At 57.2% G+C, this 26,350-nt stretch carries 27 protein-coding genes; 16 read left to right on the forward strand and 11 right to left on the reverse strand.

Annotation, left to right across the window (positions count from 1 at the left end):
• Positions 1-179: 179 nt before the first annotated feature.
• The 4 genes from ACWGXE_RS12995 to ACWGXE_RS13010 all read left to right on the forward strand — a co-directional run bounded on the left by ACWGXE_RS12995 (position 180) and on the right by ACWGXE_RS13010 (position 5,599).
• The gene (locus tag ACWGXE_RS12995) at positions 180-533 is read left to right on the forward strand and encodes a hypothetical protein (protein WP_447598186.1); all 354 of its coding nucleotides are present in this window, start codon (positions 180-182) and stop codon (positions 531-533) included.
• Entirely contained in the window at positions 520-1,185 is a 666-nt protein-coding gene (locus tag ACWGXE_RS13000; protein ID WP_447598187.1) for a chemotaxis protein CheB, read from the forward strand. The genes ACWGXE_RS12995 and ACWGXE_RS13000 overlap by 14 nt, the downstream gene beginning before the upstream one ends.
• 155 nt (positions 1,186-1,340) lie before the next feature.
• The gene (locus tag ACWGXE_RS13005) at positions 1,341-4,334 is read left to right on the forward strand and encodes a CheR family methyltransferase (protein WP_447598188.1); all 2,994 of its coding nucleotides are present in this window, start codon (positions 1,341-1,343) and stop codon (positions 4,332-4,334) included.
• Positions 4,334-5,599, forward strand: a complete 1,266-nt coding sequence (locus ACWGXE_RS13010; protein ID WP_447598189.1) for a PAS domain-containing sensor histidine kinase — start codon at positions 4,334-4,336, stop codon at positions 5,597-5,599. Before ACWGXE_RS13005 ends, ACWGXE_RS13010 begins: the two co-directional genes overlap by 1 nt.
• 125 nt (positions 5,600-5,724) lie before the next feature.
• Here the strand turns inward: ACWGXE_RS13010 and ACWGXE_RS13015 are convergent, their stop codons facing one another.
• Both ACWGXE_RS13015 and ACWGXE_RS13020 read right to left on the reverse strand, forming a co-directional pair.
• Positions 5,725-6,345, reverse strand: a complete 621-nt coding sequence (locus ACWGXE_RS13015; protein ID WP_447598190.1) for a chemotaxis protein CheB — start codon at positions 6,343-6,345, stop codon at positions 5,725-5,727.
• Positions 6,346-6,351: 6 nt separating this feature from the next.
• The gene (locus tag ACWGXE_RS13020) at positions 6,352-6,747 is read right to left on the reverse strand and encodes a hypothetical protein (RefSeq protein ID WP_447598191.1); all 396 of its coding nucleotides are present in this window, start codon (positions 6,745-6,747) and stop codon (positions 6,352-6,354) included.
• 214 nt (positions 6,748-6,961) lie between these two features.
• Here ACWGXE_RS13020 and ACWGXE_RS13025 point away from each other — a divergent pair, with 214 nt between their 5' ends.
• Both ACWGXE_RS13025 and ACWGXE_RS13030 read left to right on the forward strand, forming a co-directional pair.
• A complete protein-coding gene (locus tag ACWGXE_RS13025; protein ID WP_447598192.1) occupies positions 6,962-7,534 on the forward strand; it encodes an outer membrane beta-barrel protein in 573 nt (190 codons plus the stop codon).
• 130 nt (positions 7,535-7,664) lie between these two features.
• Positions 7,665-7,814 carry a hypothetical protein gene (locus ACWGXE_RS13030; protein ID WP_447598193.1) on the forward strand — a complete coding sequence of 50 codons (150 nt, stop codon included), beginning with the start codon at positions 7,665-7,667 and terminating at the stop codon, positions 7,812-7,814.
• 140 nt (positions 7,815-7,954) lie between these two features.
• Here the strand turns inward: ACWGXE_RS13030 and ACWGXE_RS13035 are convergent, their stop codons facing one another.
• From ACWGXE_RS13035 to ACWGXE_RS13050, 4 genes are all read right to left on the reverse strand, one after another.
• Positions 7,955-8,140, reverse strand: a complete 186-nt coding sequence (locus ACWGXE_RS13035) for a hypothetical protein (RefSeq protein WP_447598194.1) — start codon at positions 8,138-8,140, stop codon at positions 7,955-7,957.
• A gap of 283 nt (positions 8,141-8,423) precedes the next feature.
• Entirely contained in the window at positions 8,424-8,855 is a 432-nt protein-coding gene (locus tag ACWGXE_RS13040; RefSeq protein WP_447598195.1) for an Hsp20/alpha crystallin family protein, read from the reverse strand.
• Between the two features lie 205 nt (positions 8,856-9,060).
• Positions 9,061-9,549, reverse strand: a complete 489-nt coding sequence (locus tag ACWGXE_RS13045; RefSeq protein ID WP_447598197.1) for a J domain-containing protein — start codon at positions 9,547-9,549, stop codon at positions 9,061-9,063.
• A gap of 105 nt (positions 9,550-9,654) precedes the next feature.
• A complete protein-coding gene (locus ACWGXE_RS13050; RefSeq protein WP_447598199.1) occupies positions 9,655-10,113 on the reverse strand; it encodes an Hsp20/alpha crystallin family protein in 459 nt (152 codons plus the stop codon).
• A 224-nt stretch (positions 10,114-10,337) separates the two neighbouring features.
• Here ACWGXE_RS13050 and malQ point away from each other — a divergent pair, with 224 nt between their 5' ends.
• The gene (gene malQ, locus ACWGXE_RS13055; RefSeq protein ID WP_447598200.1) at positions 10,338-12,239 is read left to right on the forward strand and encodes a 4-alpha-glucanotransferase; all 1,902 of its coding nucleotides are present in this window, start codon (positions 10,338-10,340) and stop codon (positions 12,237-12,239) included.
• Positions 12,240-12,746: 507 nt separating this feature from the next.
• Here malQ and ACWGXE_RS13060 read toward each other — a convergent pair.
• The 5 genes from ACWGXE_RS13060 to ACWGXE_RS13080 form a co-directional block, all read right to left on the reverse strand.
• Positions 12,747-13,019 (reverse strand): DUF1722 domain-containing protein, encoded by a 273-nt coding sequence (locus tag ACWGXE_RS13060; RefSeq protein ID WP_447603736.1) that lies wholly within the window; start codon positions 13,017-13,019, stop codon positions 12,747-12,749.
• A 75-nt stretch (positions 13,020-13,094) separates the two neighbouring features.
• Positions 13,095-14,546: a cryptochrome/photolyase family protein gene (locus ACWGXE_RS13065; RefSeq protein WP_447598201.1), complete on the reverse strand. Its 1,452-nt coding sequence runs from the start codon at positions 14,544-14,546 to the stop codon at positions 13,095-13,097.
• 34 nt (positions 14,547-14,580) lie between these two features.
• Entirely contained in the window at positions 14,581-15,054 is a 474-nt protein-coding gene (locus tag ACWGXE_RS13070) for a DUF4149 domain-containing protein (protein WP_447598202.1), read from the reverse strand.
• Positions 15,055-15,095: 41 nt separating this feature from the next.
• The gene (locus ACWGXE_RS13075; RefSeq protein WP_447598203.1) at positions 15,096-16,034 is read right to left on the reverse strand and encodes a TIGR01777 family oxidoreductase; all 939 of its coding nucleotides are present in this window, start codon (positions 16,032-16,034) and stop codon (positions 15,096-15,098) included.
• Between the two features lie 327 nt (positions 16,035-16,361).
• Positions 16,362-16,610, reverse strand: coding sequence for a hypothetical protein (locus ACWGXE_RS13080; protein WP_447598204.1), 249 nt, complete (start codon positions 16,608-16,610; stop codon positions 16,362-16,364).
• Between the two features lie 238 nt (positions 16,611-16,848).
• On the opposite strand from ACWGXE_RS13080, the gene ACWGXE_RS13085 reads away from it, so the two are divergent.
• The 9 genes from ACWGXE_RS13085 to ACWGXE_RS13125 all read left to right on the forward strand — a co-directional run bounded on the left by ACWGXE_RS13085 (position 16,849) and on the right by ACWGXE_RS13125 (position 26,305).
• Complete coding sequence (locus ACWGXE_RS13085) at positions 16,849-17,616, forward strand: cobalamin B12-binding domain-containing protein (protein ID WP_447598205.1); 768 nt, start codon at positions 16,849-16,851, stop codon at positions 17,614-17,616.
• Positions 17,617-17,909: 293 nt separating this feature from the next.
• Positions 17,910-20,042, forward strand: a complete 2,133-nt coding sequence (gene katE / locus ACWGXE_RS13090) for a catalase (protein WP_447598206.1) — start codon at positions 17,910-17,912, stop codon at positions 20,040-20,042.
• A gap of 39 nt (positions 20,043-20,081) precedes the next feature.
• Positions 20,082-20,255, forward strand: a complete 174-nt coding sequence (locus ACWGXE_RS13095) for a hypothetical protein (RefSeq protein WP_447598207.1) — start codon at positions 20,082-20,084, stop codon at positions 20,253-20,255.
• A 42-nt stretch (positions 20,256-20,297) separates the two neighbouring features.
• Positions 20,298-20,876 (forward strand): lipocalin family protein, encoded by a 579-nt coding sequence (locus tag ACWGXE_RS13100; RefSeq protein ID WP_447598208.1) that lies wholly within the window; start codon positions 20,298-20,300, stop codon positions 20,874-20,876.
• Between the two features lie 40 nt (positions 20,877-20,916).
• A complete protein-coding gene (locus tag ACWGXE_RS13105) occupies positions 20,917-21,375 on the forward strand; it encodes a hypothetical protein (protein WP_447598209.1) in 459 nt (152 codons plus the stop codon).
• Positions 21,376-21,431: 56 nt separating this feature from the next.
• Positions 21,432-22,667, forward strand: a complete 1,236-nt coding sequence (locus ACWGXE_RS13110; RefSeq protein ID WP_447598210.1) for a putative DNA modification/repair radical SAM protein — start codon at positions 21,432-21,434, stop codon at positions 22,665-22,667.
• Positions 22,664-24,133: a UdgX family uracil-DNA binding protein gene (locus ACWGXE_RS13115; protein ID WP_447598211.1), complete on the forward strand. Its 1,470-nt coding sequence runs from the start codon at positions 22,664-22,666 to the stop codon at positions 24,131-24,133. The genes ACWGXE_RS13110 and ACWGXE_RS13115 overlap by 4 nt, the downstream gene beginning before the upstream one ends.
• A gap of 89 nt (positions 24,134-24,222) precedes the next feature.
• Positions 24,223-26,034: a circadian clock protein KaiC gene (gene kaiC / locus ACWGXE_RS13120; RefSeq protein WP_447598212.1), complete on the forward strand. Its 1,812-nt coding sequence runs from the start codon at positions 24,223-24,225 to the stop codon at positions 26,032-26,034.
• Positions 25,997-26,305, forward strand: a complete 309-nt coding sequence (locus ACWGXE_RS13125; protein ID WP_447598213.1) for a circadian clock KaiB family protein — start codon at positions 25,997-25,999, stop codon at positions 26,303-26,305. The genes kaiC and ACWGXE_RS13125 overlap by 38 nt, the downstream gene beginning before the upstream one ends.
• Positions 26,306-26,350 lie beyond the last annotated feature (45 nt).

Below are 26,350 nucleotides of genomic sequence, written 5' to 3' on the forward strand. Positions count from 1 at the left end.
AGCGCGTTTATGCGTTTATGCGCAAGGACTGAGGTATCGATTTTGACGGCACAATCATTGCGAATGCGTATGCTTTAGGCGGACGACCCGGGGCCGGCAAGTTGCTAGGGTTCATCCTCGTATGCCGAGACCAGGCTTGGACATAGCATAGACCGCCCCTCGGCCGCGCGTGGCTCGTTATGGCGAAATCAAGACAAGCCAAGTCGGCGCCTACTGAATTATCCTGTCCCGATTGTATCGGCGTCTTGAAAGTGGTGCGCGAGAATAATGGACATCGCGACTACCGCTGCCAGGTCGGCCATCATTTTTCCACCCGAAGCCTGCTGATCGCCAAAGAAAAGGAAGTGGAACGGGTCTTATGGGCGTCGGCGGCACTGCTCGAACATATCATGCTGGTGTACGCCCGCATGATCGAGGAGATCAAAGGAGGCAAGGCAAATCACAAGCGCCGATTGCATCAGCGGATACGCGAGGCACGCCAACAAAAAGCCACGCTTACGCGCATGATCGAGCGCACCCATGCCTGGGAGTAATCTACGCCGGCACTGGCGCCACGACTTGGATGCCCTGCGGCTGAAAAAAGGTACCGGCATGCTGAATAGCAAAGGCATCGCCCGCAACGTCGTCGTCATTGGCGCATCAGCCGGGGGGATCGAAGTGCTGATCCGAATCTTCAGCCAAATGCAGCCGAACCTCCAGGCAGTGGTCGCCGTGGTCTTGCATCGCGGCCCGACGCCTAGTGAACTGTTGCAGGTACTGGGCAAGAGATCGACCCTGCCTCTGATCGAGCCGGAGCAAGATATGCGGATGACAAGCGGCACGATTTTCCTGGCGCCGCCGGATCACCACATGGAATTTAAACCGCCTCGCATCCTCATCCGGCGCGGGCCGAAAGAGCATAGCACCAGGCCTGCCATCGACCCCCTGTTCCGTTCGGCGGCGACATCATTCGAGACTCGTGTCGTTGGCCTGCTCTTGAGCGGGTGCGGGGACGACGGGGTTAACGGAATGGTGGCCATAAAGGAGAAGGGGGGTCTGTGCCTGGTGCAGGACCCACATGATGCCGACATGCCGTACATGGCGATGAATGCGATCCGGTATGATCATGTCGACGCCGTGCTGCCGGTCAAGTCCATCGCGCCAACCGTGAACCGACTCGTCGAGGGCCAGGTAATCGAATGTTGAAGGCTCATCCGACACCACGAAAGCTCCCCATCGTGTCGCCGATGTTCCGACTTGCTATAGCGCGGACGCCGCTCTACAATCCCAGCCTCCGTCACCGCGCCCGCCGTCCCGTCTATGGGTTTTTCGGGTGGTGTGATCAAAGAGGGACGCTCTTCATGCCTCCAAAGAAAACCACCGTCCCGCCGGCCCCACGGCGTCGAAAGTCGTCCACCTTCACGAGGCGGGCCGCGGCAAAAACTCCGGCCAAAGCGCGCCTGCCGTATATCGTCGGCATGGGAGGCTCGGCCGGCTCGCTGGAAGCCTTTGAGCAATTTTTTGCTCACATGCCTTCGGACAGCGGCCTCGCATTTGTCCTGATTCCTCATCTCGATCCCAGCCACAAGGGCATCATGCCCGAATTGATCCAGCGCAGTACCAAGATGACGGTGCGCCAGGCGGAAGATGGCCTGAAGGTCCGCGCCAATTCGATCTATATCATTCCTCCAAATAAAGACATGTCTCTTCTGCACAGCACGCTGTATCTCCACGAGCCGACGGCAGCGCGAGGCTGGCGGACCCCGATCGATTTCTTTTTCCGACACCTGGCGGAAGACCAAGGCGAAAAGGCGGTGGCGGTGATCCTATCGGGCATGGGGACAGACGGAACGCTGGGCATCAAATCGGTAAAAGAGCACCTCGGCCTGGTCATGGTTCAAGAATCCCGCTCGGCCAAATATGACAGCATGCCGAAGAGCGCCTTCGGCACCGGGCTGGTGGATTATGTCGCGCCCCCAGACGAATTGCCGGACAAACTCATCACCTATGTGAAGCATATTGCCAAACAGCCTCCGCAGCCGCTCGTCCAAGAAAGCACCGCCAGCGCATCGCTGGCGAAAATTTTGGTGTTACTGCGTTCACGGACGGGACATGATTTTGCATTCTATAAAAAGAATACGATCTATCGGCGCATTGAACGGCGCATGACCGTGAATCAGATCACCAATGTCGGAAAATATGCTCAATATTTACGAGAGAATCCGGCCGAGGTTGACCTGCTCTTCAAAGACCTGCTGATCGGCGTCACCAATTTTTTCCGCGACAGGTATGCGTTTGAGGCATTGAAGGACAAAGCGCTGCCCGACCTCATGAAAACCAAAACCAGGGGCAGTTCGATACGAGTCTGGGTACCCGGCTGCTCGACCGGCGAGGAAGCCTACTCCATCGCCATTTTGATCCGGGAATCCCTGGAGGAGCGGAAGCTGGAGGGAGCGGTCAAGGCTCAGGTCTTCGCCACCGACATCGACAAGGACGCGGTGGAGAAAGCGCGCCAGGCCGTCTACCCGAACACAATCGTGCAAGATGTGTCGCCGGACCGGCTTCGCCGGTTCTTTGTCAAGGAAGACGGCATCTATCGCATCCATAAGAATATCCGGGAAATGGTGGTCTTCGCGCCTCACAATGTCATCATGGATCCTCCCTTCACCAAGCTGGATCTGCTCTGTTGCCGCAATCTCCTCATTTATTTCACCGCCGAACTGCAAAAGAAAGTGCTGCCGCTCTTTCATTACACGTTGAATACCGGCGGCATCTTGTTCCTCGGATCCTCTGAGACGATCGGAAATTTCTCCGATCTCTTCGGGACTGTCGATGCCAAATGTAAGATTTTTAAGAAAAAGCAAGGAGAGGTCGTTACGCGCCCCATGGTGGACATTCCGACCGCCATCGTGCCGCACGATGCCAAGCCGCAGGATACCAAAGTGAAATCGACCATGGATGTCACATTTACGGATCTCTTTCGCCAGCTTCTGGTCGATCGCTTCGCCCCGCCTTCCGTGCTGGTCAATGAAAACGGCGACATCCTCTACATCCACGGGAAGACCGGACGGTATCTGGAGCCGGCGGCCGGAGAAGCCGCCATGAACATCTTCTCCATGGCCCGCGAAGGGTTGCGTCTGGAAATTGCCTCATTGGTCCGCCGCTCGTTCCTGCAACGACGCGAAATGCAAACCGCCGGTCTCCGGGTCCAGGGCAACGGCGCCCATCATATCGTTAATGTGTCGGTCCGGCCGTTGACCGGCGTCGCGGATATGCGCGGCATGGCGCTCGTCGCCTTCCAGGAGATCGACGAACTCAAAGGAGGGCATGCCGGGTCCTCTGGGCAGAGCTCCCACATCAAGCCCATCAAGGCGATCAAGCAACTCGAGCAGGAAATCAGGCATTTGAAGCACCAGCTGCAAATGAGCGTGGAGCAGATGGAGACGTCGCAGGAGGAATTCAAAAGCGCCAACGAGGAGCTGCAATCGACCAATGAGGAGTTGCAGAGCACGAATGAAGAGCTGACGACGTCGAAGGAGGAGTTGCAGTCGCTTAACGAAGAACTCGTCACGGTCAATTCCGAGCTCCAGCAAAAGATCGAAGACATCTCGCAGACGAACAGCGACATGAAGAATCTCTTCAACAGCACGGATATCGCGACGATCTTCTTGGACAACGACTTGAACATCAAGCGCTTTACGCCGCAGGCCGCCCGCGTCATCAATCTGATCGCCACGGACGTGGGGCGTCCCTTCAGCGACATCGCGACGAATCTCAAACACGAGGATCTCGTGCACGATGTCAGAGAAGTGCTCGACAACCTCATCCAGGTCGAGCGCCACGTGGAGGCTAAATCCGGCGAGTGGTTCCTCCTGCGGATTATTCCCTATCGCACGATCGAGAACGTGATCGACGGCGCGGTCTTGACCTTTACGAACATCACCGAAATGAAGAAGCTGGAACAGTCGTTCACGGACAGCGAATCACGGCTCCGCGCGCTATTCGCGCACATGCCGGTCATGATAGCCGCCCTGGATAAGGAGGGCCGGCTCGCCGCCTGGAATCACGAATGCGAACGGGTCACCGGCTACCAGGCGGCCGACATCATCGGCAAATCCGATTGGCTGAAGAAACTGTATCCCGACGACGCCTATCGTGACGAGATACGGACGGGCCTGGGAAAGGATTACCGCAACTGGGACTTGCGCTTGACCTGTAAGGACGGCTCTTCCAAAGTCATTCGATGGACCAGCATTTCACGGCAACATCCGATTCCCGGTTGGGCGGAATGGTCAATCGGTTTCGAAGCCGGCGAACAGCCGGTCGGAGGTGCCACCAAGAACCAAGGTGATTGATGAATTCTCCACGGACGAACGTCGAAGCGCTGCGCCGCAAAGCGGAAGATTATCTGAAAAAGGCCTGTGAGTCCGTCCGGCCTGATCGGATGAAACAGGACGCCATGACGCTCGTGCACGAATTGCAGGTGTACCAGATCGAACTCGAGATGCAATGCGAGGAGATGCGCCGGGCGCAACTGGACCTGCAAGAGAGCCGGGACCGATACGCCGAACTCTATGAGTCGATCCCGGTCGGCTATTTCACCTTCAGTCGGCAAGGCGTCATCGAGGAAGTCAATCCGGCCGGATCCGCGATGCTGGCTCGGTCCACGAATCAAGTTACAGGAAAGCGATTCCAATTGTTTGTCCCGCCCAGGGACCGGCGAGTCTTTACCGATTTCTGCCGGCAGGTCCTCGACCACCAGGAGAGCTTTAGCTGCGAGGTCAGGATTTCGCCCGATTCGTCGAACGACCCCGATGAGCAGGAGAGCGCGGCGAAGACCGTCCTGATCGAAGGCCGTCCTGTCAGAAGCGGCGAGGCTCCGCTGGAGCATCTGCGCGCCGCCGTCGTCGATATCACACTCCGGAAGCAGGCCGAACATCGCCTCGAGCGCCAGGAAGCAGAGTTGCGCACCAGCCGAGAGAAGCTGCAAGAGATGAACGCCAAAATCTTAAACGTGCGGGATGAGGAACGGCGGGTCATTGCGCGGGAATTGCACGACGATTGCTGCCAACAGCTCGCTTTGTCGATCATCACGACCAACGCGATCGAACAACTCTCGACCAAGCCGGTCTCGGACAAGCTCCGTACGCTCGGCACGCATCTCAAGCAGGTGTTGGATACCATCCGCCATGTCGCCTACGGCATGCACCCGGCCATGTGGGAAACGACCGGCATCGAAGAGGCCGCGCGCAACTACATCGAGGACTTCACCGCCGTGACGCAGTTGCCGGTCTCCTTCACCTGCCGCGATGTTCCGGGGCACCTTCCGCAAACGACTACGACCTGCCTCTTCCGCACGTTGCAGGAGGCTCTTCATAACGTGGTGAAGTATGCCCGTGCCTCGAAGATAACGGTCAATCTTGAAAAGGACGGCAATATGATTCGGATGAGCATCGCCGACGATGGCAAAGGATTCGATCCCAAGCATGCCGAGTCGCCCAGGGGCCTTGGCCTGATCAGCATGCAGGAACGCGTTCGATTACTGAACGGCGCCTTCGAAGTTCATAGCCAGTCCGGCAAAGGTGTGAGGGTTCACATTTCCCTGCCTTTCAACCGCTAGAGGTCGCCCGCTCCGGCTCCTAGCCCGCCTGGGTCACCACTACATAAGACAGGCCGGGTTTCGCCGGCCCCATACTGGCACGGCACGCGGCCTGGAAGCCCGACGACATAGCCGCGCTGGCATCATTACCCGCACGCGATGGATCGTCCCGAAGCAAGATCCTGGAGAAGAGTGGGAATCTCGCTCAGGGTCGTGACCATATCGACATGATCGTCGCGTAACGCGCGCACCGGCATGGAGGGATTGATCGCTTCCGTTGGATCCTGAATCACCGACAGGCCGCGGTGGAACTTCACGCACACCAGACCGCGCACACCGTCCGCCCCTCCGCCGGTCAAGAGCAGGCCCACGACCCTCATGCCGAAGGAGGATGCGGCGGAGACGAACAAGGGGTCGATCGCCGGGCGGGTAAAATGCTCCTTGGGACCGTGGCTCAGCTCAATGAGGTCGCGATGAAACAGCATATGGCGATCCCGCGGGGCGAAGTAGACGGTTCCCTGCCGTAACGGCTCTTCATGCGCCGGCTCGCACACACGAATTCTGCCGGCTTTCTCATAAATGGCCTGCGTGTCGATGTCATACATCGGACTCCGATGAAGGACCACTCCGATCAGGCCTGGAAAATCAGGCGGCAGCTCAGAGCAGAGCCATTTCAACGCCGCCACCCCGCCCATGGACGCCCCGATCACGATGACATCCCTGGCAATCCGTTCCCCATTAACTTGAGATGATCCATTGCCGGACATAGAGCCTCAGCCGATCGGGAAGGAGAGATTCGGCCGTTCCGTCTCTTCCACCATGGCCCGCAATTGCGCCGCCTGCCGCCGTCCCTGTGCCGCTCGTTTCTGAAGCGCCTCATGGACCTTATCGTTGTCCTGGCCCGGCTGCTCCAATAATTTCTGGATGACCATGTCGAGGTGCGCGAACAGTGCGACGACCGACCACATGGCCTTCTCCAATTCCTCTTCTTTGGCCTCCAGCAGCGAGTCGAAGGAAAATCTATGCCCCACGCTGCACATCAGATGCGGACGCAAGGATCCTTGATCTTTCCCGATGGCCAAGACTCCCGCGCAGGCCGGACACCCGATCATCGTGGCATCCAGTTCATCGTGTGGAGGCATACCCGTCAAACTGTATGGCTCTTCCATGGACACACCTCTATACGAGAATCAGCGCCCGCACCGACATTCCTTTGCTCATTCATCCATACTGCTCACGCTGAACATTTTGATCAAGGCCCTTGCACTATCATTCTTCCTAGTCTTGAATACGATTCGAAGAGTACGAGACCGCATGACGGTCCGGCGCTGCTCTTCCATGGTTTAACCAACTGCGAGGAACCCTGTCATGAATGCATCGATCATGAGACACGCAACATGGATGTTCATTTTCAGCTCTCTTCTGTTTCTACTTGCTGCCGGCGGCGGTTCTGCGGCCGAATGGAGCAACGACGGCATGGCGGAGCCTGGTAGGTGGACTACGGGTTTCCGCATCGGCCCAAGTTTCATCACGCAACGGAGCGTCCTCGATACAGCGGGACCGGCGCTGAATTTCCAAGGTCTGTACGGGATGAATCGGTGGTTCAGGCTGGGGGGCATGCTCGAATGGTCGAATCATGGATTCGACCGAGGTTCTGGTTCCGTAGACACCGTGACGTTGCTTCCAGTGCTCTTGGAATATCGCCCCGGCCACTTCGGCCCGGTGATCCCTTATCTCTCCACCGGCATCGGTGTTAATATCAACAGCAACAACGTCAGCGATTCGTTCGCGTGGAGAACCGCCGGCGGCATCGACTACGCCATGAATAACTGGTTTCCCAGTCTACCAAAGGGACTGATGTTCAATACGGAAGTCGCGTGGAACCGGAACCATACCAATGTCGGCGATCTTTCCGCGCTCACCATGCTGTTCGGCGTCCGATATACCTTCCAGTAAGCTGGGGTAACGTAGAGTATCTATGAGCATGTCTCGCGACAAGACAAGACGAGGACCCAGCTCAAGTCAAAAGCCCATTCAGAGGCTCGACAGGGCCCCGGTTCGGACAAACCGGATGGTCGCTGACTTCATGAAGGTAAGCTCCGATGTGGAGCGTTATCTTCAGCAAAAACAACCGTTAACCGATGTGCAACTTGAGAGCATCGCGACCACCATCCAGGGTTTGCAGACATTACTCGAGACATGGCGGACACACTTCGGGATCAAGCGGGGTTTGTGATGCTCGATCGCGTCGAGTGGAATACACAGAGAAAAAGCAGCGGACGTATCGTCAAGGGTGAGGCGCGGCCGCCAGATTCGCGTCACTTATCGAGGAGAGGGGGTCTCTCCTACCGAGGCCCCCTCCATGACCATGGGGAATCATGCCGCCTTGTGCCATACACGCGGGTATTCACCGGTTGCAGCTTCTGCACGTGAATCCGGGGCGACGAACGCGGTGGTGGATTCACTCCGCAAGGTGAAAATCCCCATAAAAAGAACCGCCATCATCCCTCCGAACGTCAAAGCCGCGTCAACGACTGAACTAAGATCCATCATCGTGTTCACCCCCTTTCCTCATCGTGGTCCTATAAACGTTTCATCAACGCGCCATACCTCCTGCAATGCTGGTATGACCAAGCCGAAATAAAGCCGGCCACCGCCGCTTCTTGAGTTGGTGAAACACTGTTCTGATATGTCTTGTCAACGTATGCCAGCCAGCTTCCATAACTGGTCTCTCCTTTCCGTATCCGTTATGGCTCACAGCGCTAATGATCGTCTCTTCACCAGCCCGCGCCGGCGCCCATCACTCTCGGAACGCCGGCGTGCATGGGCATACAATCACATATCCTTACCCGTCAATTTGAATGTGGCGGGCCTTGGCTTCTTCGCGTTTAGGGAATGTGATGGTCAACAATCCCTGATTAAACGAGGCCCTCACCTTCTCCTGGTCCGCGTAGTCGGGCAATCGGAATGAAGATGAAAAAGGGCCGGTCCCGATGCCCCGCTCATACCAGGTTCTTTGTTCCGATTCGTCACTGCTCCGCCCGCCCTGCACACACAACATCTGATTTTCCACCTGCACATCAAGCTCCTTGGCGTCCCATCCTGGAAGCGCCATCTGAACCGTGAAGCCTTCGTCGTTTTCGTACACATTGCAGGCCGGATTCCACCGCTTCGACCATTGGTTCACCGATTGAATCGCGTCGCTGAGAACACGATCAATTTGGGAGTCGAGAGACCCATTTCGAAACGGGACCGGCAATTCATTCAGGATCATCATACGATTACCCCTCCTTCACCATAGGTGAACGTTTAATGGTTATGGAAAAAGCTGGAGCTTAGAGTATGGAAGGGAGGGCCTGCGGGACATGCGGAACGACCGCTATTCCAGACAGTGAGCCCTCCATCCGTCCATCTAGTCCAGCCGGTCAATGTACGTCCCAGTTAATCCACGATTTTGTAAAGTCAAGAGCCGGGAAAGACGATTACAATCCATACTTTTCCACCAATTGCTCGAGATACAGACGGACAAATGCTTCCTCATCGTCGGTCAGTTCTGTCGACAGACCTATAGGGGAAAGCAGATATTCCGCGACACGAGCAAACTCGGAAACCTCGTAACGGATCAGCTTCAACAAAATGTCCTGGGCATTTGTATTTCCATCAGCCCGTAGCCCTTGGGTGCTGAACGGTTCCGGTCGCCGCAAAGGCCGCCTCGGCGAAAGAAGCGGTTCGGCATCGGTATGGATCGGTCGCTTACGCGCCAACAGCGTTTCGTCATATTGTTTTCTGCGTCGGGCATCGGACAAGACTTCGTAGGCTTCATGGACCGTTTGAAACCGTTCAGCGCCTTGTCCGCCGGCATGGTCCGGATGGCATTCCTTGACCAACCGGCGGTAGGCCTTCTGGATGCCTTCAAAGCTTTCCGTATGCGGCACCCCTAATACGACATAGTGATCGTGTGCCTGGTCCATACCGGCTCCCTTGCCATATCGGGTCCACCCCCGGAATCATCTGCGTCGAACAAGAATCGTTCCCGTCGCTTGCTAATCGACACCTGAACGGATCTGGGAGAAGCCCTAGCTGATTTTCACTTCAATGGATCTTGGTTTTGCTTTTTCAGATTTAAGAAGATGAATGATCAGAATACCGTTTCGGAACTCCGCCCCAACTTTTTGTTCATCGACCGCGTCCGGAAGAGAAAAGCTTCGAGCAAATCGTCCATATGACCGCTCGACGCGGTGATACCGCCGCTTCTCGTCCTTATCCTGGCCTCGTTGACCGGTTATCGTCAGCACTCCTGCTTCAACCGACAACTTCACGTCTTCTTTCTCGACGCCGGGAAGTTCCACAAGCAATTGGAACTCTGCGTCCGTTTCCACCACATCGACGATCGGAATCCAATCGGCCACTGCCATTGATTCCTCTCGGCTCCCACCGGGCATGTTGCGCCCGCCGAGAACCTTGTTAAGACGCTGCGACATATTCTCCAATTCACGGAATGAATCCTGGTCAATCATGGCTCGCAGAACATTCATGGCAGCCCTCCCTTCTGTAGAAATGTATTGCAGCCTCTTCGCTGACCTTGGCGAGCAGCTAATTCTTCAAGACCGTCGAGTCAAGAGGACATGCGAAAAAATGCTAACGTTTGTAGGATGCGCCGGAGCCGGGGACTTTCCTAGTTATTCATTGGCGTAAATCGAGATAGGGTACTGCCCGTTCACGGCGGCTTTTCCACGCACTTTTTAAGCGGCAAATCCCGATGACGACATCCAATCCTTGGGGAATCGATGCGACGTATGAGGACGCGGCCGGCGAGGTTCAACGCGTGTCCGAACAGACCATCGAGTCGATCCGCACCGCCATGGGAAGGCCCCCCGCGCAGGCGGGTTCCTTATTTGATGAACCTGTTCTTGTCATTGGGCAAAATGAACCGAAACCGCTTCCGGGTCCGGCTGAACTGATACTGGAAGAGGGTTCGGTCCTTCGGTTAACAGGCCGGCTTCCGTCAGATCTCCCGATCGGCTACCACCAATTGATACCGCGGATTGGCTCCTCCCGCCCGGTTCGCGTGATCATCAGCCCGAAGCAGTGTCATTTACCCTCATCTTTACGCGTGTGGGGATGGAGTGCGCAATTGTACGCGGCTCGTAGCCGACAAAGCTGGGGCATGGGTGACTTAGCCGATCTCCGACGCCTTACCGAATGGGCTCAGAGTCAAGGAGCCGGGCTCGTCTTGATCAATCCCTTGCACGCCACCGCACCGGTTCTGCCGCAGGAGCCGAGCCCCTATTCCCCTTCAAGCCGCCGGTACTTGAATCCGCTCTACCTACGGATTGAAGACATCCCCGGAGCCGCTCAGCTCGGACACCGGTTGCAGGAACTTGCCGCCCGCGGGCGCGCCCTGAATGACGACAGACTGATTGATCGCGATCAGGTGTTCCGGCTGAAGCGGCAAGCATTGCAGCTTCTGTGGCCTTCTTTTCATGGTGATCCGGAATTCGAGCGGTTTCGGACAGAGGGAGGCAAGACGCTCCGGGAGTTTGCCACGTTTTGCGCGCTGGCCGAACACCATGGCGCGGACTGGCGACGGTGGCCTTCACAGTATCGCCGGCCCGACTCACCGGCCGTGCAGCAATACGCCGAATCGGAATCGGACCGGGTCGGGTTTCATGAATGGCTGCAGTGGTTGATGAACCGGCAATTGGCTCGCGCGGCACAGCCGGTGCCGCTCATGCAAGACTTGCCGGTAGGATTTTCGCCTGACGGGGCGGACGCATGGATATGGCAGGATCTCATTGCAGGCGACATGAGCGTCGGCGCGCCGCCTGACCTCCATAACGCGGAAGGTCAAGATTGGGGGCTCCCGCCTTTTATTCCCCATCACCTTCGAGAAACGGCCTACGAGCCGTTCATCCAAACAATTCGCGCCGTGTTGCGCCATGCGGGAGGGCTCCGCATTGATCACGTCATGGGCCTGTTCCGGCTATGGTGGGTTCCTAGAGGAGGGACGCCGAAAGACGGGGCCTACGTGCGGTATCCCGTCGATGACTTGCTATCGATCATCGCGCTGGAAAGTCATCGCGCCGGGGCCGTTGTCGTGGGAGAAGATTTAGGCACGGTGGAATCCGGCGTTCGCGAGCGATTAGCCGACCGTAACGTGCTGTCCTATCGATTGCTGTGGTTCGAAGACCAGCCGCCCTCCGAATATCCGGAAAAGGCATTGGCGGCGGTCACCACTCATGACCTGCCCACGCTCGTCGGAGTGTGGACCGGGGCGGATCTCCGCATGCAGGAACGAGTCGGCGTGGAACCGGATCGGTCGGGACACGAGAAGTTCAGAAGCAAGGTATTGAATGCCAGCGAGGTCAAGGAAGAAGCGGACGTGGCGATTGCTATCCTCCAAACCTATGAGCAATTGGCCGAGGCGCCCTCTATGATTCTCATGGCCGATCTTGAAACGGCCTGCGTCACGGCCGAACGACCCAACATGCCCTCCGCGCCCGGCAAGTATCCCAATTGGTCGGTGGCCCTGCCCGTCCCGCTCGACACACTGGAGACGGCTGAGTTTCCACGCACCCTGGCGCAACTTCTTGGTCAACGGGGCAACCGGCGGCCTTCCCACAAGAAATCCGATCTGAATGCCGCACATCCGGATCAATAACTCACGATCTTTATAAGAAGGCTTCCACTAGTTTTCTCGCATATAGGAGAATCACTTCCTGCTCATGCGCTGTGAGAGGCGTTTCGCGGGAGTTCTTCAGCAATCGTTGGCATGCGCGGAGATATTCGACCACATCAGATCTGAAACAATAGTGAATGCTCGCTTCTTTCATCTACGTCCTGCCGTCGCTTCTCTTTAGCCGATCCTCGCGAATCAACCGAATGCTGTCTATCGACCTAAGATTCCGTCCCGAGCCGTGCGAACCCGTCGCGCGCCATACCGGAACCTGGCAATCATGGAACTGATAAATATTGCAACGGCCGTCAAATAGACCCGCAGCCCGATATGGTGCATGGCTGACTCCTTTGTTCAGCCACAGTAACAATCGAGGATTAGCAGGGCATTAGTCTGACCTTAGAAAAGGCTTATAACACCGGGTACACGTTTTAGTAATGAAGGGCGGAGCGACGACCGCGAGGAGGCCTCACGGTTGGTGCTGGACAATAATCATGTCTCATACACCGCCACGTAATGTTTCACGAGGGTGAGCGGTACCATTAGCGGTACGAGCCCGTGGTGATAGTCGGCAATAATATCTTCAAGCTCGGCCCGTTCAGCAGAGAGAAGTCTTGACTTGAAATAACAAGATGATTGAGCACGTTGACATGCTTGCGGGTCGTGGCCTTGACTCTGAGCGCCTCCATGAAAAGGATCCGCATCGCCCAAGCAAGTCCGCCGGCCGACCGTCCCGCTTATGGCCGCCATCATAGCGAACTGCATCACCCAGCAAGCGTCGGCTGATACCGAGCCGGAGAGAGACTGATTGCAGATACTCGTTCATTGGCATGATGCCCTTCAACGCCGCTGCTTGGCTTCTCTTGCCAATTCCAGGTATTCCTGTCTGGCGCGGCTATGGTCAACGATCGGCCTCGGATAGTCGCTGCCGATGCGGCAGGCGAAGCGCTGTTGCTGATCCGGGCTCATGAGGTGCGGTTCATGGATCAGCGAGGAAGGCACCCGAGCCAGCTCCGGGACGTAGGCTCTAATATACCGACCGTCGCCGTCGAACCGTTTACTCTGCAGAACGGGGTTGAAGATCCGAGCAGGGCGCATGGCGTCGGTTCCCGTGCCCGTACACCATTGCCAGTTTCCATTGTTGGCCGCCATGTCGGCATCGAGCAACTGCCGCATGAAATGCCGTTCGCCGCTCTGCCAATCCAGCCTGAGATCTTTGACCAGAAACGATGCGACGATCATCCGCACTCGATTGTGCATCCACCCCGTTTGCATCAATTGGCGCATCCCGGCATCGACGATTGGATACCCAGTTCGGCCGTTGCGCCAGGCGTCAAACAGCCGGTCGCGTTCGCGGCCCGGCTCTCTCGCCGGCGGCATCGCCGCGTCCGTACGAAAAGGGCCCGCGGCCACCGCGGGAAAGGCGGTCAGGACCTGCTGAAAGAAGTCCCGCCAGATTATCTCTTCGACCCATGTCAGCACGTCGGCTCGCGATACCGCGCCGCTTTTGTTCAAGGTCGCCATCGCCGCGTGGACAGCGGTGCGCGGCGTGATGGTACCGAAGCGGAAATACGGGGAGAGCCGCGAGGTGCCGTCTTCCGCGGGTAGGTTGCGGTGTCGGGCGTACGAATGGATTGGTCCGATCAGGAACCAGTTCAACCGTCTCCGAGCCGCATCTTCACCGGGAGCAATCCACGGCACAACGCTCGTGTATCCCAGATCCTCGGCGGAGGGCCATGAGGCAGCTCTTAAAGTTGCCGGATCAACAGGCCTCTGTCGGGGCGATGGTCTCGGTAATACAGAGGGGGCGGCCGTGCGCCATCGGTCCCACCAGCGCTTGCGGTACGCGCCGTAGCGCTGCAACGGCTTCCCTGTGGTCCCGCGGATCTCGTCCGCTTCAAAGATGACATGGTCCTTGAATGTTCGAACGGCGACCCCGTGCCGAGCCATGCACTGTTGCACGAGCCGGTCTCGCTGTAGCGCGCCAGGCTCGTAATCACGATTCCAGTAGATACGGTCGATGGCTCGTTCACGAATGGTAGCCGTGAGCTCATCGAGTGGCTCGCCTCTTCGCCACGTCAATTCGAGTCCGAGTTCCGACAGAGTGATGGATAATTCATGCAGTGACTGGAGCATGAAATTAACGCAAGGGGAACCGAATACCTGGGATCGCAAGAGCGGTTCGTCAAAGACAAAAAGCGGCACCACCTCTTTGCATTCTTCAACAGCCGCCGTCAGAGCCGGATTGTCCTGAATCCGCAGATCGCGCCGGAACCACACCAAGCCGCGCATCAGCGCAACTCCTCCGAGGCATCCGCCTCTCTCATCACTTCAGCCGGGCAGCCGTCCAGATTAAGATCAGACCAACGAGCAGCACGAGCGAGTTCAACACAACAGATTGCCGGTGAAGTCGATCCCACTTCTTCTTTAAGCCTGGATCGACGGCTCCATGCAATTCCTGTTGTTTCAATTGGTCGCGTATGGCATTGCTTTGCGGGGTCACCCATGAGCGGCTGTACGTCTCACTCGCCAGAACGCCGGCCCACAAGGCCATGGAGACAATCATCAGATAGCCGGCGCCATGAAGGACAGCCAGGCCCATGAGACTGGCAAGCGCGATTGCAGCGCTTCCCATACCGAGCAGGTAATATTCGGGAAACAGCCGGCGGACGGTCTTGCCGAATGCTTCTGCATCAAGCGTTTGGGCCATGATCGGCGCGACGACGAACGACAAGAATACGACCTTTCCAACTAAAAGACCGGTCGCCAGCTCATACAAGTAGTTCAGGAGCATATCCATCGCATTTGCCTACGTCATTTCGTTCACGGCGTTTTCGGGCCTCACGCGGCTCGCGCCTGTTTCACATTCCTACCCAAAATGGCCCGCAACGCCGGCTCCAATGCCGCATATTGAAAGGTATACCCTCCTTGCGCTGCAACGCGCGGCAGTACCCGCTGCCCCGTCGTCATGACGCTCCCCAGCTCTCCGAGGCCCGCGCGCACCATGAATTCCGGGACAGGAAGCCACGACGGCCGATTCAATGCCTTCCCCAGGAAACGGCAAAACGTACGCATCGTCACCGGATCAGGCGAGACGGCATTGACCGCTCCCGACACTCTGGGATTCTCGAGAGCCCACTGAATCAGACCGATCACATCCCGCCGATGAATCCAGGAGACCCATTGTGACCCCGGCATAATGTGCCCACCGAGGAATAGGCGAAAGGGCAATACCATCTTAGGCAACGCTCCTCCATCGCATTCCAACACCATTCCCAAGCGCAAGCGCACCACGCGCACCCCGGAGTCTTCCGCACGCCTGGCTTCTCGCTCCCACTCGACGCAAAGATCGGCCAGAAACCCGCTCCCCGCCCCGACCGTTTCATAAATAGAGATTCCATTGCTCGCGCCGTAGTACCCGATGCCGGACGCGTTCACCAACACACAAGCCTTGGTGGCACGGTTGCATAGTGTTTCCACGACCGCTCTGGTAGCGCTTACACGACTCTCCCGGATCAGCCGCTTCCGCGCGCCGGTCCAGCGCCGTTCCGCGATCGGTGCTCCGGCCAAATTGATCACGGCGTCAGCGTCTTCAAACACCTCCTGCCATCTATCGGCTGAGTGAGGATCCCAGCCGACGCACGCAACCGACCGGGAAAGCAGCGCTCTCACCGCGACTGGGTTTCTCGAGAGCACTGTCACGTCGTGCCCGTTCTGCCCTAGCTCATGAACTAGAGCGCGTCCGATAAAACCGGTTCCCCCTGTGACAATCACTCGCATAGTCCTTACTCCATTGCGATGTCACGCCGTAAAACATCCGACTGCTCACGCTTCTTCAGAGCATTATTCGTCCTCATCATCAGACACATCTGAAATACGCTTGCGCGTTGACTCGATTGGCACAACCCGCTGGCCGTACTTCCTCTGCTTGTTCCATACAGTTTGTTCCATACAGAAGGTTCAGAGCCGGTGCCCGCCGGTTTTCGAGGATCACCTGATCGATAACCTCGCCGCAAACCGTGCACCGCAGAACAGGAAAAACCAATTGGCCCGTTGACACCCTCCTCCCTCTTCAAGCACCCGCTTGGGGAACGCGGAAATCCATGGTTACAACTGCCACTGTTCGACGCCTCGCTCGGGATCCGACATGCCGGGACGGTGCGTCCGATTGAGTATGATCACGCGATCAACGATGTCCCCACATTGAACGCACCGTTCCGCTGTTGTTTCTGATGAACGAATATTCAGTTCCAACAAGAACTCCGGCACCAGCAGGCCCCCGCACCGCCGACAACGGCCTTGTCCATACGCGTCGCCGAGGAGAAGTACTGGTTGTTCTCTAGAAGAAGGTTTCATGTGAGCCCTCCTTTATGTCAAATGTCTGTCTAATGTATATCCACACTTGGTCTGTTGTGACAAGTATTTTTTGCAAATATGTTTGACAAACACTAGACATTAGACATATGATTGGGTACGAACATTTTATGAATACCCACAGAATACGGAGATTCGCGAAGCTGACGGGATTGTCCAAAGATGTGATCCGAGTGCGGTACGGAGTGTCGATCGGTATCGCACCTACACGGCTGAAGACGTGGCCTTGCTTCGGTACCTCAAGCGATCAATGGATCAGGGACAGTCGATCGGAAATTTAGCGGCAATGGGAAAAGATCATCTTATGAAGGCTGCGGCTGGAGCGGCGCATTCAGTCGCGGCCACCTTGCCACCCTGCGAGCGGGTGCTTCACGAGCTGATAGAGCTGCTCGACCCCTTGGATAAGGCCCCGTTCGAACGCCGGCTCAATGGAGCCGTGGCCGTTGTGCCGTTCGACGAGGCGTTACACGGCATTCTCCTACCGCTTCAACAGCGTATCGGGGATTTGTGGCATGAAGGTAAGGTGAGCGTAGCAGTGGAACACTACGTGACGAACCACGTCCGGCAGAAACTATTCACGGCAATGAACCAATTGCCGATCCATGAGCAAGGACCTCGCGTCATCCTCGCCTGTCCTCCGGGAGAATACCATGAGGGAGGAGCGTTGGCTGCCGCCTACATCTGCGCCTCCCGAGGCTGCCGTACGTACTATCTCGGGGCCAACGTGTCCTTCGAGGAATTGGCCACACTGTGCCGGCATATCGACCCGCACGTCATCCTCCTCTCAATCATCGCTATGCCGGCCCCCGAGGAAGAAGCCCGGCTGATGCAGGGCTTACGTGATTTAGCAGCGACGAATCGCTCGATCGTGCTGGGCGGGGCCGGGGCGCGGTCCCTTTCAAATTACTCGCAGAACATCGAAATCATGACCGACCTCGCCGAACTAGAGCGTCGCCTTCTTCTATTCTTCACCAATGACGCCTCTTGATTGGCTGACTTGTCGCGTCTCCATCGCAGCGGGTCTCACGCCGCGATGCAACAATGCAGATGGACCGGCTTAGACCAGGTACCACGCATTCATGGAGCCTCTATCTCTACGGGATCCGCCAATGAGCCCGGTGGCGGATCAGCAAGCACGGCATCTAGGTGTTCTCGTTCTGATCGCATTTAGTGAATGCTATCGTTCCTCCTAGTTCCTCGGAGGATATTCCCGACATACGATACGCTGCCAGGGGCTATCTGCAAAACACATGACAGCTCACTACCACCCAGGAGACCATTATGGCGAAAAAGCGCGGTTCACAGGCCTCCGAGGTCAATCGGCGACCGGCGCAGTATGCTGATCAGACCGTCTCGACCGGAACTGGAGGAGAAGTTCATCAAACAGCCGCCGGCGATATGCCGGTATTAACGACTCAACAAGGCATTCCCATCGCCGATGACCAAAACTCATTGAAGATTGGAGCGCGAGGTCCCACGGCGCTCGAAGATTTCCATCTTCGCGAAAAGCTCTTTCACTTCGACCATGAGCGCATCCCCGAACGCGTCGTGCACGCCCGCGGGTTTGGTGCGCATGGGTATTTCGAAACCTACGAATCGCTGGCCGATATCACGAAAGCCGACATTTTTCAGCGAGCCCGTGAAAAAACGCCCGCTTTCGTGCGCTTCTCCACCGTGGCCGGCAACAAAGGGTCGGCGGACCTGGCGCGGGACGTCCGCGGCTTTGCCGTGAAACTCTACACCAAGCAAGGAAACTGGGACATTGTCGGCAACAACATTCCCGTCTTCTTTATTCAAGACGCCATCAAGTTCCCCGACATGGTTCATGCCGCCAAGCAGGAACCGGACAGGGGGTTCCCTCAAGCGCAGACCGCGCACGATAACTTCTGGGACTTCATCTCCCTGACGCCCGAGAGCATGCACATGGCCTTGTGGATTATGTCGGACCGGGCGATTCCCCGCTCCTTCCGCTTTATGGAAGGGTTCGGCGTCCACACCTTCCGCCTCATCAATGCGGAAGGAAAATCGACCTTCGTCAAATTTCACTGGAAGCCGAAACTCGGGCTGCAGTCGGTGGTCTGGAACGAAGCCGTCAAGATCAACGGCGCCGATCCTGATATCCACCGACGAGATTTGTGGAATGCGATCCAAATGGGCGACTACCCGGAATGGGAGCTGGGATTCCAGCTTTTCGACGACGCATTTGCCGAGCGTTTCGAATTCGATGTGCTCGATGCCACGAAAATCATCCCTGAAGAGGATATCCCCGTAAGACGCGTCGGGCGACTCGTGCTCGATCGCTGCGTGGACAACTTCTTTGCCGAAACCGAGCAAGTCGCCTTCTGTACGCAGAATATCGTCCCGGGAATCGACTTTTCGAATGATCCGCTTCTTCAGGGTCGCAATTTCTCCTATCTCGATACCCAGCTCAAGCGACTCGGCGGCCCCAACTTCACGCACATTCCAATTAATGCGCCGAAATGCCCCTTTCATCATTTCCAGCAAGACGGGCACATGGCCATGACGAACCCTAAAGGTCGTGTAAACTACGAGCCGAATTCATGGGACGGTGAAGGCGGTGGTCCGCGCGAATCACCCGCCAGGGGTTTTCAATCGTATGCGGCCGAAGAAGGCGGCCCGAAACTTCGCATCCGGTCCGAAACCTTTGCCGACCATTACAGTCAGGCCCGGCAATTTTATATCAGCCAAACGGAGATCGAGCAGCATCACATCGCCGACGCATTCATCTTCGAACTGAGCAAGTGTGAACAGGTCGCCATTCGATCCCGCATGGTGTCGCATCTGCGCAACATCCACGCTGACCTGGCCAAACGCGTGGCTGAGGGACTAAGGCTTCAAGCCATGCCTCAACCGGCGGATGCCGCGAGGCCCACCAGGGAAGATTTGCGGAAGTCCCCGGCGCTCAGTATTTTCTTGAACGGACCGAATAGTTTCAAAGGTCGGAAACTGGGCCTGCTGGTGACCGATGGTATGAACCTTGAGATTTTTACCTCTCTCCAAGCCGCTGTCGAAGCGGAAGGCGCGATACTGGAGATTGTGGCTCCGCAGGTCGGCGGCGTGAAGGCAAGCGACGGTTCGTGGATCGAGGCGGCTCAAAAACTCAGCGGAGGGCCATCCGTGCTGTATGACGCAGTAGCGCTCGTGCCATCAGTGGAAGGCGCCGCCCTGCTGGCTAAGGAAGCGGCCGCACGCGACTTTATCGCAGACGCCTTCGCGCACATGAAATTCATCGGCTATGTCGAAGCCGCAATCCCTCTCCTAAAAAAGGCCGGGGTCGAGGAGAATCGAGACGGCGGATTTATCGCGCTGGAAGAGCCGGACAACTGCGGCAAATTTATCACCGCCTGCCGTCGCCTGCGGTTTTGGGAGCGCGAGGCGGCGCTGCAAGCATAGGATCGGCAAGCCAGACCGTGTTGGCGAAAGGAGCCTGCTATGGCCGCCAAACCGAAAACGCCGCCTTGGAAAAAGAATCCACCGTCCGGAAGGCGAAAGAAGACGCTCTCCAATTCTGAAAAGAAGAGGGCGCAAGCTGCCGCCAAGAAGGCGGGCCGCCGCTACCCTAACCTGGTCGATAACATGCGTGTCGCGGCGAAGAAGGGCCGATGACTATTGCATGGGATCGACTAATTGAATGTGGAGGAATAGCTGATGCCGTCCTTGGATACGCTACAACGGCTCTGGTATGCCGGCATCATGGGATGCCTGTTGAGCAGCGCCTGCGCAGGCCCGGACCCGAAAAGTGCTCACCCCCTCCCCGTCGTCTCGTCGGTCGATCTCGCCCGGTATGCGGGTACGTGGTACGAAATAGCGCGGTTGCCGATGTGGTTTCAGCGGCACTGCGTAGATTCCAAGGCCGTCTATACAGCCCGTTCAGATGGAACAATCGGGGTACACAATGAATGCGTCACCGACAATGGCAATACTGATAGCGCCGACGGCATTGTGACTGTAGTGGATACGGAGACAAACGCCCGGTTGAACGTCGTGTTCGACAATTGGTTTGCGCGGCTCTTCGGTTCATCCGATAACGGTAACTATTGGATTCTTGATCTCGATGCTGAATATCGCGCAGCGCTGGTGGGTACGCCGGATCGGCAATATTTGTGGATTCTCGCTCGCTCGCCGGGATTGGACGAGGCGACGTTCCAACGGCTGGTCTCAAAGGGCCGAGAGCTTGGCTTCCCTGTGGACAAGCTAATTGTAGACAAGCGAGGGAGCAGAGTTTAGTCGCTAACATGCGTGCTGCGGCTCAAAAGGGAGGCAGCCAATGTCCGTCACAGCCACCACAGTCGTACGTATCCTTAGGTCCGGAACCTATGCCGGTCTTTGCATGAGCACGGCCATCGGGCTTATTGGTAAGATGATGATTGGAACAACCGCGGCGCCCCTTAATGCCATCAGCCACATCGTTTGGGGTCATAAGGCTGCCTGCGCCAACAACTGGTCAATGAAGTATACCGGTTCCGGCCTGATCCTGAATCAATTGGCATGCCTCTTCTGGGCCGGTTGCTATGAGGCTCTGGTCGACGAGAAGAAGCCCGCTGGATTTTCCAAGGCTGCCGCTGTGTCGGCTGTCGCCTACCTGACCGACTATCACGCGGTGCCGCGTCGATTCACTCCCGGATTCGAATTCGTCTTCACGCGCCGCATGTTTCCCTTTCTGTATGCCGCGCTTGCGATCAGTTTGGTGGCCGGCGTCCGGATGCGGCGCTCGCTCGAAAGATGACCACGTCTCGGTACAGACCGGGTTCTTCCCGGGCGAAACAGACGTTATAATGACCCATGTCGCTTCAATCCAAGCTCGCGATTCTTGCCGACGCCGCGAAATACGATGTGTCGTGCGCCAGCAGCGGGTCGACGCGTGCCCCGGCTCCCGACCGTTTCGGCCATTCCGAAGGCAAGAGTATCTGCCATAGCTTTACACCGGACGGCCGGTGCGTCTCACTGCTGAAAATTCTCTTTACCAACCACTGCACGTACGACTGCGTCTTCTGCGTCAACCGTGTCTCGAGCGATATTCCCCGCGCGTGTTTCAGTCCCGAAGAGGTCGCGCAGGTGACGATGGACTTCTATAGGCGCAATTATATCGAAGGGTTGTTCCTGAGCTCCGGCATCTTTCAGAGTCCCGATTCGACCATGGAACAGCTCATTCGCTCGGTGCGGCTGCTGCGAACGGATCACTCCTTTAACGGCTATATTCACCTCAAGGCCATTCCCGGCGCATCGCGGGAGTTGATTCACGAAGCGGGGCGCTGGGTGGACCGCTTGAGCGCGAATATTGAGCTGCCGACCCAGGCAGATCTCACTCAACTGGCCCCGGACAAGAGGCATGCGGTCATCGAACAGACCATGGCACAGATTCACAACGGTGTGGTCGAGCACGCCGATCGGACGAAGCGGCCCGGCGAATCGTTTGCCCCCGCCGGACAGACCACGCAAATGGTCATTGGCGCGACCCCGGCTTCCGACGCCGATATTTTAATGAAGTCGGATCTCCTGTACCGCACCTATCGTTTACGTCGCGTCTATTACTCGGCCTTTAGTCCTTATCCCAAGGCGGATCCTAGATTGCCCGTGCATGCTCCCCCATTATTACGGGAACACCGGCTGTATCAAGCCGATTGGCTCATGCGGCATTATGAATTCACGTGCCAAGATCTGACTGAACAGCCCAATCTGAGTCTCGACTATGATCCCAAGCTTTCCTGGGCTCTCCGCCATCGGGACCGGTTCCCGGTCGATATTAATGAAGGGCACCGGGAGGAATTGCTCCGGATACCAGGAATCGGCTACAAGAATGTCGCTCGCATTCTGTCCATCCGGCGGTATCATCGCTTGGACAATGGAGATCTTCGGCGCCTCGGCATAGCTCTAAATCGAGCGGCGCCCTTTATCGTGACGGCCGATTCCGGCTCCGCCACACAGTTGGACCGCTCCACTCTTCCGCGCCTCATGCGCGCACCCCGGCAGTTGGAGCTGTTTGAGGCGGCGAGGGAAGCCGAGACCGGTCAACTGTGAACACCGTCGCCGCTTCCTCTCACTTTAAAATTTGGATCCAGGCCGCACAGTCCCTGCTTGACCAGCATACTCATCCCGATCAAATCTTCTGGGCCGACCAAACGTCGCAGCCGCTCCTTCCCGGATTGCTTGAAAGCGTCCCGCCTGCGGCCAGTCGCGCCGCTCCATCCCAACGTGGCCTCTCTCCTGCCTTCGAGGCCGCAGCGCGACAGGTCCTCGCCCATCGGAACAACGCCAAATGGCAGCTCCTGTATCGAATCCTGTGGCGTCTTCACCACGAGACTCCCCATCTTTTGCAAATCGAGTCTGATCAGGACGTCGCCCAGCTCCGCCGGTTGGAACAGCAAGTGCGACATGATACGTACAGAATGACGCAGTTCGTACGATTCAGGCGAGTCGAAGGCTCCGATCCCGAGCATTTTATCGCGTGGCACCGTCCTGACCACGATGTGCTACGGATGGCGGCTCCGTTTTTTGTCAAGCGGTTCGCCCGACAAAGATGGTCGATTCTTACGCCATTTTCTTCGGCCCATTGGGATGGAAACAAACTGATCTTCGCCGCGGGGGCAGCGCAACATGAGACACCCACGGGTGACGAGCTGGAATCGTTGTGGCGTACATACTATGCCGCCATTTGCAATCCCGCGCGCATGAACCCTCGTGCAATGTCCGCCCAGATGCCGGGCCGCTTCTGGGGACCGCTGCCGGAATCCGCCGAAATCATGACATTGCTGACTCAGGCGAACAAACGCGTATCGATCATGGTGAAAACGCAACAGAGCCAGTCCAGCGCCGCCGCTTTTGTTCCCCAGCAGGGAGATCTCGTCGCTTTGGAATACGCCTCTCGCTCTTGCCACGGGTGCGAGCTCCACATGGCGGCCACTCAAACGGTGTTTGGGCAAGGTCCATCACGGGCTCGGATGATGATAGTGGGCGAACAGCCGGGCGACGAAGAAGATCGGGAGGGAGCGCCCTTTGTCGGGCCGGCCGGTGACGTTCTGAATGTGGCCCTACAGGACGCGGGGTTGGATCGCGGCTCTCTCTATCTCACCAACGCCGTGAAGCATTTTCGATTCGTACCGGCCGGTCGCGCGCGGCGGCATCAAACGCCACGCCCCTCGCATATTACCGCCTGCCGTCCGTGGCTCGAAGCGGAACTCTCGCTCATTCAGCCCCGCTTGATTGTGTGTTTGGGCGCCACTGCGGCGAGGAGCTTGCTCGGCCACGCCGTTCGCGTGATGCAGAAACGCGGGACCATACAGCGGTCGGAATGGGCGCAAGGTCTCATGGTCACGATCCATCCGGCAGCGGTGTTACGCGCGGCCGATGGACAAGCTCGCCGGCATTTGTATCGATCCTTGGTCGACGATTTACAAACGGCGGCTCGATATTCGCGAGAGCCAGATATGAGGAGCGCTCCGTTCCCTGCTGAAAGTCGGCTCGTCAAGGGCTCGGATGAAGGCTAAGGGGGCAGGAGTGATTTTTGCGTGAATACCCATTGAAATATCATCCATTGTTGTACATCATTATCCCTTACGGCCAGCAAAGTGAAATCATGCCAAGACAGCATCGTGACCAGAAAGACCTTCCGTCGTTACCAAAAGCCCCGACCGGTATCATCGGGTTCGACGAGATTACCGGCGGCGGTCTCCCGAGGAGCCGTCCGACACTTATCACAGGAGGGCCCGGGTGTGGAAAGACCTTGTTCGGGCTCGAATTTCTGGTGCGCGGGGCGATGGAGTTTGCTGAACCCGGCCTCTTCATGTCGTTTGAGGAAACTGAGCAAGAATTAACGCAGAACGCGGCGCCCCTCGGCTTCGACCTGACAGATTTAGCAAAGCGGGGGCTGGTGACGCTCGATTTTGTGCGAGTCGAGCCGAGCGAGATAGAAGAGACTGGTGAGTATGACCTGGAAGGTCTATTTGTACGTCTCGGCCAAGCGATCGATCAGATCAGCGCGAAGCGGGTTGTGCTGGATACGTTGGAAGCGCTGTTCGTCGCACTGCCCAATCAGGGTATCCTCCGCGCGGAACTCCGGCGACTCTTCCGCTGGCTAAAGGACCGCGGTGTGACGGCGCTTATTACGGCGGAGCGCGGTCAGGGGGCTTTCACTCGACACGGGCTGGAAGAGTACGTCTCGGACTGCGTGATTCTGCTCGACCACCGGGTTGCCGACCAGATCTCAACCAGGCGGTTACGAGTGGTCAAGTATCGCGGATCCGCCCATGGGACTAATGAGTTTCCGTTCTTTATCGATCACAATGGATTTTCCGTGCTCCCGATCACTTCGTTGAGCCTTACTCACGATGCGCCGACCGAGCGCATGTCCACCGGCCTCAAAGAGCTCGATGCGATGCTCGACGGCAAAGGCCTCTACCGTGGAAGCAGCACGCTCGTCTCGGGCAGCCCCGGCTCAGGCAAGAGTTCACTCATAGCCCATGCAATCCATGCTGCCTGCCAGCGAGGCGAGCGCTGTCTCTATTTCCCGTTGGAAGAATCTGAGGCCCAAATCATACGGAACATGCAATCGATCGGCTTGGATCTCCGTCCCTGGGTCTCCCGCGGCCTCTTGCGGTTTCGGCCCGCACGTCCGCACCAGTATGGCTTGGAGACGCATCTGGCCGTCATCCATAAAGAAATCGCGGCGTTCGAACCGCAGGTCGTGGCCATCGACCCGTTAACGAGTCTCATGGAAGCGGGCAATCTATCTGAAACAAAAGCGATGTTAACCAGACTGATTGATTTCTTAAAGGTGCAGCGGGTCACCGGCATCTTCACGAGCCTTACCTCGGATTCCAATGATCCCGAAATGACACAGCTCGGCATCTCTTCGCTTATGGATACATGGCTGCTGGTCCGTAACTTGGAAAGCAACGGTGAACGCAATCGAGGTCTGTATATCTTAAAGTCCCGAGGCATGCCGCACTCAAATCAAATCCGTGAGTTTATCCTGACCGACCATGGCGCGAAATTAGTGGAGGTGTATGCCGGTTCGGCCGGGGTATTGACCGGCACGGCGCGAATCGTTCAAGAACAATCGGACAAAGCTCAGACGCTGGCCCTCCACGAGGAGATCGATCGGAAGCGTCGTGAACTCGACAGCAAGCGGATGGCCATGGAAGCCCGGATCGCCTTATTGCAGGCCGAGTTCGCATCAGAAGCGGCTGAACTGGAAACGCTCATCGAGCGAAGGGGTCGGGCCGACGCCGCGCTGGCGGAACAGCGCGCTCTTCTCCGAGGTCTGCGTGAGAACAGACCGCCCCATACGTTGTCCGATGACCGAAATAGATCGGCACATGAATCGCAGTCGCGACGCGCTGGGAAAAACAATGGACGAAACTCAAGCGCCCGTACCCAACGGAAATAAGAAGTGGCGACTGCGCCTCTATGTGGCCGGACAAACGCCTCGATGTTTGGCGGCATTGGCCAATCTCAGGGCATTTTGCGAGCGGCATTTGGAAAATGACTACGACATCGAGGTCATCGATCTGCAAAAACATCCACATCTGGCGAAAAGCGACCAAATCCTGGCCATCCCCACGTTGGTACGCAAACTGCCGGAGCCCATGCGAAAGATAATCGGAGACCTTTCCAATACGGACCGTGTGCTGGTCGGATTGGATTTGATTCCACGATGATGACGGATCGCATGGACCGTCTCAGACAGTCGGAACGAGCATGGC

The sequence above is a fragment of the Nitrospira sp. Nam80 genome, from assembly GCF_965152575.1.